This is a genomic window from Arthrobacter rhizosphaerae, from assembly GCF_023062595.1.
GTDB classification, from domain to species: Bacteria; Actinomycetota; Actinomycetes; order Actinomycetales; family Micrococcaceae; genus Arthrobacter; species Arthrobacter rhizosphaerae.
Genome location: NZ_JALLAN010000016.1, coordinates 38,988 through 53,044 on the forward strand (window position 1 = coordinate 38,988; position 14,057 = coordinate 53,044).

12 protein-coding genes are annotated in these 14,057 nt (G+C 62.7%); 10 read left to right on the top strand and 2 right to left on the bottom strand.

Translation table 11 applies throughout. The features are described 5' to 3' along the window. Positions 1 to 53: 53 nt before the first annotated feature. The 10 genes from MU551_RS18755 (at position 54) to MU551_RS18800 (ending at position 12,366) form a co-directional block, all read left to right on the top strand. On the top strand, positions 54 to 938 hold the full coding sequence (locus MU551_RS18755; protein ID WP_247047714.1) for a helix-turn-helix domain-containing protein: 885 nt from the start codon (positions 54 to 56) through the stop codon (positions 936 to 938). A 12-nt stretch (positions 939 to 950) separates the two neighbouring features. Then, a complete protein-coding gene (locus MU551_RS18760; RefSeq protein WP_247047716.1) occupies positions 951 to 3,497 on the top strand; it encodes a DUF4118 domain-containing protein in 2,547 nt (848 codons plus the stop codon). Further along, positions 3,494 to 4,177: a response regulator gene (locus MU551_RS18765; protein ID WP_247047718.1), complete on the top strand. Its 684-nt coding sequence runs from the start codon at positions 3,494 to 3,496 to the stop codon at positions 4,175 to 4,177. The genes MU551_RS18760 and MU551_RS18765 overlap by 4 nt, the downstream gene beginning before the upstream one ends. Positions 4,178 to 4,333: 156 nt before the next feature. Continuing rightward, positions 4,334 to 6,310, top strand: coding sequence for an APC family permease (locus MU551_RS18770; protein ID WP_247047720.1), 1,977 nt, complete (start codon positions 4,334 to 4,336; stop codon positions 6,308 to 6,310). 206 nt (positions 6,311 to 6,516) lie between these two features. Beyond that, positions 6,517 to 8,499, top strand: a complete 1,983-nt coding sequence (locus MU551_RS18775) for an APC family permease (RefSeq protein ID WP_281507312.1) — start codon at positions 6,517 to 6,519, stop codon at positions 8,497 to 8,499. 82 nt (positions 8,500 to 8,581) lie between these two features. Beyond that, on the top strand, positions 8,582 to 9,973 hold the full coding sequence (locus MU551_RS18780; RefSeq protein WP_247047724.1) for a TrkH family potassium uptake protein: 1,392 nt from the start codon (positions 8,582 to 8,584) through the stop codon (positions 9,971 to 9,973). Positions 9,974 to 10,080: 107 nt separating this feature from the next. Further along, on the top strand, positions 10,081 to 10,434 hold the full coding sequence (locus MU551_RS18785) for a PadR family transcriptional regulator (RefSeq protein WP_247047732.1): 354 nt from the start codon (positions 10,081 to 10,083) through the stop codon (positions 10,432 to 10,434). 2 nt (positions 10,435 to 10,436) lie between these two features. Then, positions 10,437 to 10,817 carry a DUF1048 domain-containing protein gene (locus tag MU551_RS18790; RefSeq protein ID WP_247047734.1) on the top strand — a complete coding sequence of 127 codons (381 nt, stop codon included), beginning with the start codon at positions 10,437 to 10,439 and terminating at the stop codon, positions 10,815 to 10,817. Next, the gene (locus MU551_RS18795; protein ID WP_247047737.1) at positions 10,814 to 11,605 is read left to right on the top strand and encodes an ABC transporter ATP-binding protein; all 792 of its coding nucleotides are present in this window, start codon (positions 10,814 to 10,816) and stop codon (positions 11,603 to 11,605) included. Before MU551_RS18790 ends, MU551_RS18795 begins: the two co-directional genes overlap by 4 nt. Beyond that, complete coding sequence (locus MU551_RS18800; RefSeq protein ID WP_247047747.1) at positions 11,602 to 12,366, top strand: ABC transporter permease; 765 nt, start codon at positions 11,602 to 11,604, stop codon at positions 12,364 to 12,366. The genes MU551_RS18795 and MU551_RS18800 overlap by 4 nt, the downstream gene beginning before the upstream one ends. Here MU551_RS18800 and MU551_RS18805 read toward each other — a convergent pair. Both MU551_RS18805 and MU551_RS18810 read right to left on the bottom strand, forming a co-directional pair. Beyond that, positions 12,359 to 13,108 carry an SDR family NAD(P)-dependent oxidoreductase gene (locus MU551_RS18805; RefSeq protein WP_247047749.1) on the bottom strand — a complete coding sequence of 250 codons (750 nt, stop codon included), beginning with the start codon at positions 13,106 to 13,108 and terminating at the stop codon, positions 12,359 to 12,361. The two genes, MU551_RS18800 and MU551_RS18805, sit on opposite strands and share 8 nt — an antisense overlap. Positions 13,109 to 13,128: 20 nt before the next feature. Then, on the bottom strand, positions 13,129 to 14,007 hold the full coding sequence (locus MU551_RS18810; RefSeq protein ID WP_247047752.1) for a fumarylacetoacetate hydrolase family protein: 879 nt from the start codon (positions 14,005 to 14,007) through the stop codon (positions 13,129 to 13,131). Between the last annotated feature and the right edge of the window lie 50 nt (positions 14,008 to 14,057).

Here is a 14,057-nt window from a genome sequence, read left to right on the forward strand (position 1 = left end):
GCGCTTCAACGGAGTTGCCAGAATCACGAGTCGGGCCATGGACAATGGAAACCATGGGTCAGAGCGTGGAGTTTGGAAAGTTCCTCAAGGCGATGCGGTCACGGTTGAGTCCGGAGCAAGCCGGGATCAACACGACGTCGGGTGCCCGCCGTGTGCCTGGCCTGCGGCGCGAGGAGATCGCGGGCTTGGCCGATGTCAGCACTGATTACTACACCCGGCTCGAACAGGGCAGGAACATCCATCCCTCCCGGGCGGTGCTGGATTCGGTAGCCCGCGCACTGAGGCTGAGTCCGGGCGAATACACCCACATGATCGACCTCCTCGAAAACTGTGAGGAGTCCTTGCCGCTACCGGTACAGGGCGTTCGTCCTGCGCTGCTGCAGCTTCTCGACGCCGTGGGAAATGTGCCGGCCCTGGTCCTGGGGCGCCGGACCGATGTTCTGGCCGGAAATCCTCTTGCGTTCCTTTTGCTTGCCGACTTCCCGGCCATGCCGGAAACGGAGCGGAACCTCACCCGCTGGCTTATCCTCGATCCGTCCGCACGGGAGCTTTTCCGGGACTGGAAGGCGGTCGCGTCCGAAGCCGTGGGAACTCTCCGCTCGGACGTCGGACGGCATCCCAACGATCCCCGGGCCAATCAGCTGGTGGGCGAACTCGCGGTGCGCAGCGAGCACTTCCGCCAGTGGTGGGCAGGACACCGCGTGGCCAAAGGATCGGCCGGTGTAGTCCGCCTCCATCACCCGATCGTTGGAGACCTGGAACTGAACTTCGAAGATTTGGCACGCCTGGATGACCCGGATCAGGTGCTGCGGGTGTTTTCCGCCAAGCCGGGGTCGCCGTCGGCCGATTCCCTTACGCTGCTCGGGAGCTTTGGCGCCGAAGCGCCGGTCCCCAAGTCTGCGCCAGTAGAAACGGACGCGTCCCCCAGTCAGGGCTGACAGAATGTGAGGATGTCACGGGGCTCTCTTCGCATTTTCCTGGGCGCAGCTCCAGGTGCCGGCAAAACGTATGCCATGTTGCAGGAAGCCCATCATCTCGTGGCCGCCGGACGGGATGTTGTGGTGGCCGCCGCGTATGACAAGGGCCGGCCGCAGACGCGAAATCTGTTGACAGGGCTGGAAGCCATACCGGCCGCTGCCGCTGGGGCAGGGGATGCGCAGCCGGAATCGGACGCCGGCGAAATGGACGTCGACGGCGTCCTGGCCCGCCATCCTGAGGTGGCCATCGTTGACGAATATGGGCGAAACAACGCGTCCGGGAGCCGCAACGAAAAGCGCTGGCAGGACGTGGAGGAGCTCCTGGCCGCCGGCATCGATGTCCTTTCGACGATGGATATCCAGCAGCTGACGTCGCTTGGTGATGTTGTATCCGCCATAACGGAGGTCCCCCAGCCTGAAACGGTGCCTGATGACGTTGTGAGGAGGGCCGACCAGATCGAGCTGGTCGATGTTTCCCCCGAGTTGCTGCGGCAACGGTTGTCAGAAGGCAACGTCTATCCGCCGGACATGATCGACACTGCGCTCGCCAACGAGTTCAGGCTCGGCAACCTCTCGGCGCTCCGGGAGATCGCCCTTATCTGGCTTGCCGACAGGGTGGATGAAGGACTTGCGAAGTACCGGGAGGTGGAGGGCATCCGCACCAGCTGGCCCGCACGCGAACGCGTGGTTGTCGGACTCAGCGGAGGCCCCGAGGGGGAAGTGCTCATCCGCCGCGCATCCAGGATCCTGTCCAGGGTCAGCGGCGGCGATCTGCTGGCGGTTCATGCCCGCCGTGCTGACAGTGCAGCCGCAGAGTCTTTGCAGGACCTGGAGATCCAGCACCGCCTGGTGACCGAACTCGGCGGAAGTTACCACACGGTGGCCGTTGATGACCCGGCCGACGGCCTGCTTGAGTTTGCCCGCGACGTGAACGCCACCCAGATCGTGGTGGGCGTGTCCCGCGGTTTCAAAAGGTTCCTGGGCGGCGGCGTGGCGGCCAAGGTGGTCCGGGACTCAGGTGACATTGATGTCCACATGGTGACGCACCCCTGGGCACCCCGGTCACTGCCACGGCGGGTGCCCGGGCTCCTGGGCCGGACCAGAACGGGCCTGGGTTTTTTGCTGGCAGTACTTTTTCCGGTCCTGGCCACGGCGTTGATGTCCCTTGGCCCGGAGCTGAACCTTGCGACGCACGTGTTGGTTCACCTGACGGGCGTTATAGCTGTGGCCTTCATCGGAGGCCTCTGGCCGGCCGTGGTTGCAGCGATCCTGGACTCACTGTTGATCAACTATTTTGAGACGGGACCCATAGGCACATTCAGCATCGATGATCCCCAAAACCTCTTTGCCCTTGTGGTTTTCCTGGGTGTGGCAGTGGCCGTGTCCCTGGTGGTGGGCATCTCCGCGAAACGATCGCGTGAGGCCGCCCTCGCCCGTGCGGAGGCAGCCACGCTTGCTGATTTGGCCCGCGGTGCTCTGTTAGCGGACGACACCGTTGGAGCATTTCTTGAAAAAGTCCGGGAAACCTTTCGCGTCCGATCGGCCGGGCTGTTCACGAGAGGGGCCGCCGCAAACCAGGAGGAGTGGGACTTGAAGGCGTATGCCGGCGACGCCCCGCCCCTCCCTCCGGGAACCCCGGACTCCGGTACAGAAACTACTGAACTGGCTGATCCGGTGACCGCCGTGGTCGTGTCCGGCAGAACCCTCACTGCCGGGGAGCGCCGGCTCCTGTCAGCCCACGGGGCACACCTTCTCCTGCTGCAACAACGGCAGGCACTCAAGCGAAGCCTCGAGCAAACGACGAAGCTTGCCGAGGGGAACAAGATCAGGACTGCAATCCTGCGTGCCGTCAGCCATGACCTGCGGACACCGCTGGCAGGAATCAAACTGGCAGTCACCGCCCTCCAGCGGCAGCAATCCCGGTTGCCGGAAGAGGTCCAGGCCGAGATGCTGCATACCATCGACTCGTACTCGGACCGCTTGGAGGCTCTCATCGGGAATCTACTGGACATGTCCAGGATCTCCAGCGACGCCATCACGCCGCAGACCGCTCCAGTCACTTGGCGCGATGCCATCGAAGACTCGCTGCGGGGAATACCCGCCGGACGCTTGCGCGTGGAACTGGCCCCGAACATGCCGGCGGTTGACGCCGATCTGGGCATGCTGGAGAGGGTCATTGCCAACATCGTGGAGAACGCCCTCAAATACGCGCCCGAGTCCGACGTCGTCATTCTGGGACCCTCGAGCGCTTCCGTGGTTGGCACCGTCGATGGGCGGCCCTGCGGTGAACTGCGGGTTGTGGACCATGGCCAAGGCGTCCCGGCCACTGACGTCATTGCCATGTTCCTGCCTTTCCAGCGCCTCGACGACGCTCCGGAAGGTCTAGGGATCGGGCTCGGACTGGCCGTTGCCAAGGGTTTCACCGAAGCGATGGGCGGAACGTTGACGGCAGAACCAACCCCGGGGGGCGGGCTGACCATGATCATCCGCCTGCCCCTCTCCGCCGGAAGTGCCTCATGAGAACAGTTCTTGTGGTGGATGACGAACCGCAGCTGCTCCGCGCACTCCAGGTCAACCTTCAGGCAGAGGGATATCAGGTCCTGGTCGCCCTCGACGGAATGACAGCGCTCCAGCACGCGGAAAACCACCATCCTGACCTCATAGTCCTTGACCTTGGACTGCCCGATATCAATGGCGTGGACGTCATCACCAGGGTCCGCCGCACGGCCGGCACCCCAATCATCGTGCTGTCCGCCAGGCACGGATCCGAGGACAAGGTCCGGGCCTTGGACGCCGGGGCGGATGACTATGTCACCAAACCCTTCGGCCTCGACGAGCTCCTTGCCCGGCTGCGCGTCGCGGAACGGCGCCTCACGGCCTCCGACGGCGGCGAACAGCTCAGCGTCGTCGAGGCCAGTGGCTTCAGTGTTGACCTGATCAATCGGAAGGTCATCAGGGACGGCGAGTTAGTGCGTCTGACTCCGCGGGAGTGGGCCATCCTGCAACTCCTGGTCCGCAACCCGGGGCGCCTTATCACCCAGCAGCAGATGCTGAAAAAGATCTGGGGTCCCGCGTACGGGAGTGAAACCCAGTACCTCCGCGTCTATATGGGACAACTCCGCCGCAAACTGGAAGCCGATCCCGCCCGGCCCAGGCACCTGCTCACCGAAGCCGGTATGGGATACCGCTTCGAGCCCTGACCGGGGCTACGTGCCGTCCTTGTGAGTGGTGCATTCCCGGAGAATACAGGCGTAAAGGATTCATCAAAAAACTCCCCTTTCCGAAATTCCGGTTCCCTGCCGCTGCTAGTTTCGGCTCTGGTCGCGGTGCTTGGTGCGCCGCACGGAAAGGAACCAGTGACCACTTTAAGCAGGCCGCCGGCTGACCCCTCGGCTCAGCAGCCAAGCGGCAAGGCAGCAGTCAAAAGTTGGCTGCTCTTCGGACTCCAGGACAGCAAAGGCAGCCACCAGGGTCCCGGCGGCGTGACCTCGCAGCAGGAAAAGAAGCATTCCTGGTGGCAGGTGATGTGCCTGACAGGTGTGGACTACTTCTCCACCCTCGGCTACCAGCCGGCCATCGCTGCCCTGGCTGCGGGTGTTATTTCTCCGCTGGCCACACTCGTGCTGGTAGCGGTCACCTTGTTCGGCGCATTGCCTGTCTACCGGCGAGTCGCACGGGAAAGCCCTCGCGGGGAGGGGTCCATCGCGATGCTGGAGCGCCTGCTGCCACGCTGGGGTGGCAAGCTCTTCGTCCTTGTACTCCTGGGGTTCGCTGCCACGGACTTCATGATCACCATGACGCTGTCGGCCGCTGATGCCAGCGCCCACCTGATCGAGAACCCGATCGTCCCCGGCTGGCTTCATGGTCAGAACGTCCTCGTCACACTTTTCCTGCTCGCTCTCCTGGCAGCGGTGTTCCTGCGCGGATTCAAGGAAGCCATCAACGTCGCCGTCGTCCTGGTCATCATCTATCTTGGCCTCAATGCTGTGGTGGTGGCAGTAACGATCGTTGGCGTCATCAACCATCCCGTCGCCGTCGGGGACTGGTGGACAACCCTGTGGACGTCCCACGGCAACCCGCTGATGGCCGTCGCCGTTGCACTCATTGTGTTCCCGAAGCTGGCACTAGGGCTGTCGGGCTTCGAAACCGGCGTGGCTGTGATGCCCCAGGTCCGGGGAGATGCGGATGACACCGAGGACAACCCAACAGGGCGCATCCGCGGAACCCGGCGCATGCTGACCACCGCCGCGGTGATCATGAGTTCCTTCCTGATCACCACCAGCTTCATTACGGTGGTGCTCATCCCCGAGCACGAATTCCAGGACGGCGGCCAGGCGAACGGCCGCGCCCTGGCCTACCTCGCTCACGAATACCTCGGCGTAGGGTTCGGCACCGTCTATGACATCAGCACCATCGCGATCCTGTGGTTCGCCGGCGCCTCCGCGATGGCCGGACTCCTGAACCTCGTTCCCAGGTACCTGCCCCGCTACGGCATGGCACCCGAGTGGGCCAAAGCTGTGCGACCGCTGGTGCTCGTGTTCACCATGGTCGGCTTCCTGATTACATACCTCTTTGAGGCCGACGTCGATGCCCAGGGCGGTGCCTACGCCACCGGTGTGCTGGTGCTGATGACCTCTGCAGCCGTAGCCGTAACATTGTCCGCGCGACGGCGGAAGGAGCGCAAACAAACCATCGGCTTCGGAGTCATCGCTGTCGTGTTTACGTACACAACCGTGGCAAACATTATTGAACGCCCCGAGGGCATCAGGATTGCCGGCGTGTTCATTCTGGGAATTGTTGTTGTGTCCCTGCTGTCCCGTGTCAGGCGTTCTTTCGAGCTGCACGCCACCCGCGTCCACCTTGACCAGGAGGCGTTGGAGTTTATGTCCTCCAACCTGGACGGGCCGATAACCATCATCGCCCACGAGCCACTCCGGACATCCGCAGAGGCATACCGGGACAAACTCATATCCGCGATCGAGGTCAGCCATCTTCCCCTTGCACACGAGGCCCTCTTCCTTGAGGTGATCGTTGACGATTCCTCCGACTTTGAAACAGAACTCCACGTTCGCGGGGTTGTCCGACACGGCTACCGCATCCTGGAGGTTCACGGTCCCGTGGTGCCCAATACCATCGCCTCGGTGCTCTTCCACATCCGCGACGCAACAGGCCTGATGCCCCACATCTACTTCCGCTGGACTGAAGGAAATCCGGTGGCGAACCTGCTGCGGTTCCTCTTCCTTGGTGAAGGTGAGATCGCGCCGGTCACCCGTGAGGTACTGCGCGAAGCCGAGTCGGACGTTACCAAGCGGCCCTGGGTACACGTGGGATGAGCCAGGACAGTCCCCGCGGAAGCCCGCCGATTATCATCCTCAGCAAGTTCCCGCAGGGGAAGGGCGTTAAGAAAACATAAGGATCCGCGGAAATACGCCTTGGCAGGTCCGGCCCAGTGCTACCGTCCGGTGGTTATCAGCACAGCGCCGCGCCTGAAACAGGTACCCCGTTGTGCCCATTTCAGGCAGTACAGAAAGTGATCTCCTTGACGGCTTCAGCCCGATTCACCATTCCTGCCAGCGTCCCCAAGCCTGAACAGAAGACCAGACCCGACAGCCCCCTGGTCAGGTGGTTGCTTGAACACCGGGTAAACCAGCCTGTAGGTCCGGAGACGTCTGAGGCTCATGCAACGCAGCAGAGCTGGTGGAAGGTTATGTGCCTGACCGGGGTGGACTACTTCTCCACGCTGTCCTATCTGCCCGGGATCGCAGCCCTTGCTGCCGGTGCACTCTCGCCGCTGGCGACGCTGCTGATTGTGGCCCTGACCCTGCTCGGGATGCTGCCCATGTACCGGCGGGTGGCCAAGGAGAGCCCGCATGGCCAAGGGTCCGTGGCGATGCTTGAGCGGCTCCTGCCCTTCTGGAAAGGGAAGATCTTCGTGCTGGTTCTGCTGGGCTTTGTCGCCACTTCCTGGATCATCACCATCACCCTTTCAGCGGCAGACGCGACGGTGCACCTGCTGGAAAACCCTTACCTGCCGCCTTTCCTTGAAGGGCAGGCTGTCGCCATCACCGTGGTTCTCCTCCTGATCCTGGGCGCGGTGTTCCTGATGGGCTTTTCCGAAGCCGTCGCGGTCGCAATTCCCCTTGTGGCTGTCTTCCTGCTGATGAACGCCATCATCATCGGGGCAGGGATAGCAGACATTTTTGCCACCCCCGGATCACTCGGTAACTGGACCGAAGCTTTGACCTCTTCCGGCGGCGGCTTCAGCGGGATCATCGGCCCAGCGTTGGTCGCTTTTCCCCTGCTCGTCCTGGGCCTGTCCGGTTTCGAAACCGGTGTCAGCATGATGCCCTTGGTTGCTTCCAAGGGCACCACACCCGAGGAAAGGCTGGCCAGCCGGATCAAGAACACCCGCAAGCTCCTCACGGCGGCGGCACTGATTATGAGCGTGTACCTGCTGGGCAGCAGCTTCGTCACCACCGTGCTGATTCCCGCCGAGGAATTTCAGGCCGGAGGCGAAGCCAACGGCCGGGCATTGGCATACCTGGCCCACGAGCGCCTCGGTGACGGCTTCGGCTCCGTCTACGACATCAGCAGCATCCTGATCCTCTGGTTCGCGGGCGCTTCCGCGATGGCAGGCCTGATCAATATCGTCCCCCGGTACCTGCCCTCCTACGGCATGGCGCCGGACTGGTCCCGCGCCGTCCGCCCCGTAGTGCTCGTCTATACCGCCATCAGTGTCCTGATCACCATCGGTTTCAACGCCGACGTCAACGCTCAAGCCGGAGCCTACGCCACCGGAATCCTCGCCATGATGGTATCCGGAGCCATCGCTGTCACCATTTCCGCCATCCGCAAGAAACAACGCAGCGCATCCATCGGCTTCACTGTCCTGACTGTGGTGATGCTCTATGCCCTGGCGGCCAACGTTATCGAGAAACCAGATGGCATCACCATCTCCGGGTTCTTTATTCTCGGCATCGTCGCCGTCTCGCTTGTTTCCAGAGTCAGCCGTACCACCGAACTGCGCGTGGACAATATTAAGTTCGACGACGAGGCGCGCCGCTTCATCATCGACACCCTCGAGTTCGACGGACGCATAAATCTCATCGCCAACCGTCCCCAAGCGCGTAACGGTGCCGAATACGCGGATAAAGAAGCAGTCCAGCGCGAAAACAACCCGGTACCCGGGACGGCCGACGTCATCTTCCTCGAAATTGACATCACGGACCCTTCTGACTTCAGCGACACGTTGGAAGTCCGCGGCGTCGAAGTAGACGGCCACCGGGTTCTCCGTGCCCAAAGCCCGGCCGCTCCCAACGCCATAGCTGCGATCCTCCTGGCCCTGCGTGACGCCACAGGCGTCCGTCCGCACGCCTACTTCGAATGGTCCGAAGGCAACCCCCTTGCCCACCTGATGCGCTACCTGCTCCTGGGACGCGGCGATACCGCCCCGGTAGTCCGGGAAATCATCCGCGAAAACGAACCTGACCCCGCCCGCCGCCCGGGCATCCACGTCGGGTGAGTACCCGCAGGAAGACCGTCGGGCGCCCACACGGTATCGGCTACATCGCAGCAGAAGCAGAATCAATACGAGGTGACCCGGCATGACAGTGAATCCCATCCTCCGTCGAACACTGCAGGGTCTCGCCGACGGAGGAGAGTACCTTGCGAGGGGTCTGCTGCATCCGGTCCGCTTGGTGCCGCTGGCATTTCTGGCTGTGATAATTGTGGGCGCACTTTTGCTGATGCTGCCAGTGTCGCGGACCGGAGACGAGGGCGACACCTTCACAACAGCTCTTTTCACTTCTGTCTCCGCTGTCTGCGTCACCGGCCTGATCACCGTGGACACGGCAACATTCTGGACGCCGTTCGGCCAAGGCGTGATTCTCGGATTGATCCAGGTGGGAGGGTTCGGCATCATGTCCCTGGCGACCCTACTGGCACTCCTCGTCCGCAGGAGTATCGGCGTACGCGGCCAGCTCGTGGCGCAATCCGAAACCCACACCCTGAACTTCGGCGACGTCCGGGCCGTGCTGTTCAGAGTGGCCAGGATCATGATCCTTTTTGAGGCCGTCACAGCCCTGGTCCTGACAGTCCGCTTCTGGATCGCCTACGACGACAACCCTGCCACAGCCCTGTGGCACGGCATGTTCCATGCCGTCTCGGCTTTTAACAATGCCGGCTTTGGCCTCTACAGTGACAACCTGATCGGCTTTGCCGAAGATCCCTGGATCATCGTGCCCATCTGCGCAGCCATCGTCGCCGGGGGACTGGGTTTCCCCGTCATCATTCAACTCATCAGAGGCGAAACCAGGATCAAAAACTGGAGTGTCCACCTCCGCCTGACGATTTATGGCACACTGCTGCTGCTGGCCGCCGGTATCGCCCTGTTCGCGGCATTCGAATGGAACCGCCCTGAAACCCTCGGCCCCTTAAGTTTCGGAGGAAAGCTGCTCGGTTCACTGGCCGGGGGCGTCTTCCCCCGAACCGCCGGTTTCAACAGCATCGACTACGGCCTCGCGACACCGGAAACCCTAATGGTCACCAACGTTCTGATGTTTATCGGCGGCGGCAGTGCAGGAACAGCCGGTGGCATCAAAGTCACCACATTCCTGGTGCTCGGCTTCGCGATCTGGAACGAAATCCGCGGCCGCGACCAGGTCACCATCGCGCACCGCTCCATCAGCTCATCCTCACAACGGCAAGCGCTCACTGTTGCCTTGCTCGGTGTAGCCGCAGTGGTCACCGGCACCATGCTGCTTCTCATGTTCACCGACTACAGCCTCGAAAAGGTGCTGTTCGAATCGATCTCCGCTTTTGGCACCGTCGGCCTAAGTACCGGTATCACCTACAATCTGCCCGCCAGCGCCGAATGGGTCCTGATGGCCCTCATGTACACCGGTCGCATAGGCACCATCACTGTCGCCTCAGCCATCGCACTCTCCTCCCGCCCCAGGCTCTACCAACTGCCGGAAGAACGACCGATCATCGGTTAGACCGTAAATCTCCCTTCCCAGTGCGGTATTCAGTATTGCTATCTACCGGTAGTCATGCTTACTATGTACCAGTAGTCAGCACTACTAGGTAGGTCAAGGGAGGATTCATGGGCAAGCAGATGACCGAGATGCTCAAGGGCACGCTGGAAGGCATCGTCCTGGCGATCCTGGCCGTGCAGCCGGCATACGGATACGAGATCACAGCGCGGCTGCGTGAGCAGGGTTTCTCCGACATTGTCGAGGGCACCGTCTACGCACTGCTGGTCCGGATCGAGCAGCGCGGGCTCGTCGACGTCGCGAAAATCCCGTCCGAGAAGGGGCCGCCGCGCAAGGTCTATTCACTGAACGCACTGGGCGGCGATTACCTCGAAGAGTTCTGGAGGAGTTGGCGCTTCCTCGAACAACGGATCGAACAGCTCCACCACCACATTGAGCACGCGCAGGAACAAGGAGAGAAATAATCATGGCCGCAAAGTGGATAGAAGCCCTCACCGGTTCGCTCGAGCAGAAGAAACAGTACCGGCAGTACAAGGCCCGCATCGAGGCACTCCCCGAGCCGTACCGCGGCGCCGCGAAGGCCTTCGAACGGTACTTCATGTACTACGGCGGAGTCACTGACGGCGACACCCTCATCACGATGTTCGGCGACTTCGCCGACCTCTGGGAGCGGGCCGCCGTCGACGGGACGCCGGTGCGCAGCATCGTAGGTGAGGATCCGGTGGAGTTCGCCGAGACCTTCACCCAGGCCTATGGCGGAACGCGCTGGATCGACAAGGAGCGCGCCCGCTTGATGAAGGCGATCGACGCCGCTACCAGTCAGAACGGGAAGGAGACCACAGCATGACCACCAGCCAGGCCCTCGAACCAGCGATCAGGGTCCAGGGCATCGAGAAGTCATTCAAGGACCTGCACGTACTGCGGGGCGTCGACTTCGAGGTAAGCGCGGGCAGCATCTTCGCGTTGCTCGGTTCGAACGGTGCGGGCAAGACTACGCTCGTGCGGATCCTGTCGACGCTGCTGAAGGCCGACGCCGGCACTGCCACTGTCAATGGCCACGACGTCGCCACATCACCAGGTGATGTGCGCGAGTCGATCAGCCTCACCGGCCAGTTCGCCGCAGTGGATGAGGTGCTCACAGGCCGGGAAAACCTCGTACTGGTCGCGAAGCTGCGTCACTTGAATGACCCCGGCGCAATCGCCGATGGTTTGCTCGCACGCTTCTCGCTCACAGAAGCAGGGAACCGCAAGGCCTCAACGTACTCGGGCGGCATGCGGCGCCGGCTCGACATCGCGATGAGCCTGATCGGGAACCCGCCCATCATCTTCCTGGACGAACCGACCACCGGACTTGACCCCCAGGCGCGCATCGAGGTGTGGCAGACAGTGAAGCAGCTTGCCGGTCAAGGCACAACGGTGCTGCTCACTACGCAGTACCTCGACGAGGCCGAACAACTCGCCGACCGCATTGCCATCCTGCACAAAGGCAGAATCATCCAGAACGGGACCTTGAGCGAACTCAAGCAACTCCTCCCGCCCGCCAAGGTCGAATACATCGAAAAGCAGCCCTCCCTTGAGGATGTCTTCCTTGCCCTCGTCGGTGACACGGTCCCGGCACGAAAGGAACCACGATGAGCACCCACGTCCTGGGCGACACCGGCATCCTGACCGGTCGCTCGCTGCGCCATATCCTCCGCAGCCCCGACACGATCATCACCACTGCGGTCACCCCGATCGCCCTGATGCTGCTGTTCGTGTACGTGTTCGGCGGTGCGATCAACACCGGATCCGACGAGTCGTACCTTAACTACATGCTCCCGGGCATTCTCCTCATCACCATCGCGTCCGGCGTCGCGTACACCGCGTACCGGCTGTTCCTCGACCTGCAGGGCGGCATCTTCGAACGCTTCCAGTCCATGCCGATCGCGAGGTCGAGCGTGCTCTGGGCGCACGTACTCACGTCGCTGGCTGCGAACCTGGTCTCCGTGGCGGTCGTCATCGCCGTCGCACTGATCATGGGGTTCCGCACGGGAGCATCCGTAACCGCCTGGCTCGCAGTCGCCGGCATCCTGATCCTGTTCACCCTCGCCCTGACCTGGATCGCCGTGATCGCCGGGCTATCGGCGAAAACTGTCGACGGTGCCAGCGCGTTCAGCTACCCGCTGATCTTCCTGCCGTTTATCAGCTCGGCGTTCGCGCCCACCGACTCGATGCCTGGCCCGGTGGCATGGTTCGCCGAGAACCAGCCCGTGACTTCCATCGTGAACACCATCCGGGCCCTGTATGCAGGGGAGCCCGTCGGCAGTGACATCTGGATCGCCCTTGTCTGGCTGGTCGGGATTCTGGTGGTCGCCTACACCTTCGCGGCCACCATCTACCGTCGCAAGATCAGCTGACGGGCCTGAGCCGCAGTCCCTGCATACCGCCGTCGACCGCCAGGGCCGTGCCGGACGTTGACCCTGACCGCGGGCTCGCCAGGTAAGCCACAGCCTCAGCCACTTCCTCGGCAGCCACGAGCCTGCCATGCGGCTGGCGTGCGTTGAGGGCAGCCCGCTCGGCCTCAGGATCGGCCGCCTGGCTTAGCAGCCGGGAGACCCAGGGAGTGTCCACTGTTCCAGGGTTGACGCAGTTCACGCGGATGCCTTCACGGATGTGGTCGGCGGCCATGGCCAGTGTCAAGGACAAGACCGCGCCCTTCGACGCTGAATAGAGGGCCCGCTGGGGCAGTCCTGCGGTGGCCGCGATGGAGCAGGTGTTAACGATGGCTGCTGCAGGTGATTGGCGCAGGTGGGGGAGGGCCGCGCGGGTCACCCTGGCGACCCCCACAACGTTGACGTCCAGCACGCGGGCCCACTCGCCGTCGTCGTTCGCGGCAACATCACCCATGGCTCCGATGCCCGCGTTATTCACCACGATGTCCAGCCGGCCGAAGCGGGCAGTGACCCTTTCGACGGCGGTCCGCACCGAGGCGTCGTCCGCAACATTGCATTCAATTCCGAAGTGCGGCGTGCCGTCGGGATCCAGATCCAGGACAGCTACTTGGGCGCCGCCTGCCGCGAGCCTGTCCGCGACTGCCGCCCCGATCCCCGACGCTCCTCCGGTGACGAGGGCCACCAGGCCTTCAAATTCGCTGTTCACTGGACTGTTTCCTAACGTAGTCACTGGGCTGTTCCGTGCCGGTAAAACTCCTGGCGCTGGCGGCCGAGTCCTTCTATATCGAGCTCTACTACGTCCCCCGGCTGGATGTACGGGAAGCGGCCTGACAACGCCACTCCCTCAGGGGTGCCGGTGAGGATCACGTCGCCCGGCTCCAGCAGCATGTACTGGCTGACGTGGTGCACCAGGGTAGCCACGTCAAAGATCAGATCCGCTGTTGAGGAGTCCTGGCGCACTTCACCATTGACCAGGGACCGCAGCCTCAGCCGGCCGGGATCAATCTCATCTGCGGGAACAAGCCAGGGGCCCAGCGGTGTGGATGCCGGCAGGGATTTGCCCTTGGTCCATTGGCCCGCCGCGCCGGGCAGTTGGTAATCGCGCTCGGAGAGATCGTTGGCCACCACATAGCCAGCGACATAATCCATGGCATCGGCGGGGTCAGCAAGATAACTGACCTCCCGTGCGATGACCACGCCGAGTTCCACTTCCCAGTCGTACTTTTCCGACGACGGCGGGATGGGGGCGGCGTCGAATGGTCCGCTGATGGTGTTTGACGGCTTGAGGAACACCACTGGAATCTCCGGCGGCGCTGCACCCGACTCGGCGGCGTGGGCAGCGTAGTTCATCCCTATACAGACGATGGCGCCGGGCCGGGCTACGGGCGCTCCGACCCGGAGGCCGGAGGCCGAAAGCTCCGGCAATGTCCCTGCTGCGAGGGCCTGCCGGGTGCGGGAGATGCCCTCATTTGCCAGGAAGACGCCGTCGATGTCCCGCGTCAGTGGTGCCAGGCTGAAGTACTTGTCGTCCCCGTTGGCGTCACTGATGACCACCGCCGGCTCTTCATTGCCGCGTTCGCCCAAACGGGCCAGCTTGATATTCATGATCTCCTCTGACTTTGGCGCACGGTATGCCGCTAACATCCGAGCTTTTG

Coding starts and splice junctions, on each gene's coding strand:
- MU551_RS18755 (WP_247047714.1), top strand. CDS start 54: ATGGGTCAGAGCGTGGAGTTTGGAAAGTTCCTCAAGGCGATGCGGTCA.
- MU551_RS18760 (WP_247047716.1), top strand. CDS start 951: ATGTCACGGGGCTCTCTTCGCATTTTCCTGGGCGCAGCTCCAGGTGCC.
- MU551_RS18765 (WP_247047718.1), top strand. CDS start 3,494: ATGAGAACAGTTCTTGTGGTGGATGACGAACCGCAGCTGCTCCGCGCA.
- MU551_RS18780 (WP_247047724.1), top strand. CDS start 8,582: ATGACAGTGAATCCCATCCTCCGTCGAACACTGCAGGGTCTCGCCGAC.
- MU551_RS18785 (WP_247047732.1), top strand. CDS start 10,081: ATGGGCAAGCAGATGACCGAGATGCTCAAGGGCACGCTGGAAGGCATC.
- MU551_RS18790 (WP_247047734.1), top strand. CDS start 10,437: ATGGCCGCAAAGTGGATAGAAGCCCTCACCGGTTCGCTCGAGCAGAAG.
- MU551_RS18795 (WP_247047737.1), top strand. CDS start 10,814: ATGACCACCAGCCAGGCCCTCGAACCAGCGATCAGGGTCCAGGGCATC.
- MU551_RS18800 (WP_247047747.1), top strand. CDS start 11,602: ATGAGCACCCACGTCCTGGGCGACACCGGCATCCTGACCGGTCGCTCG.
- MU551_RS18810 (WP_247047752.1), bottom strand. CDS start 14,007: ATGAATATCAAGCTGGCCCGTTTGGGCGAACGCGGCAATGAAGAGCCG.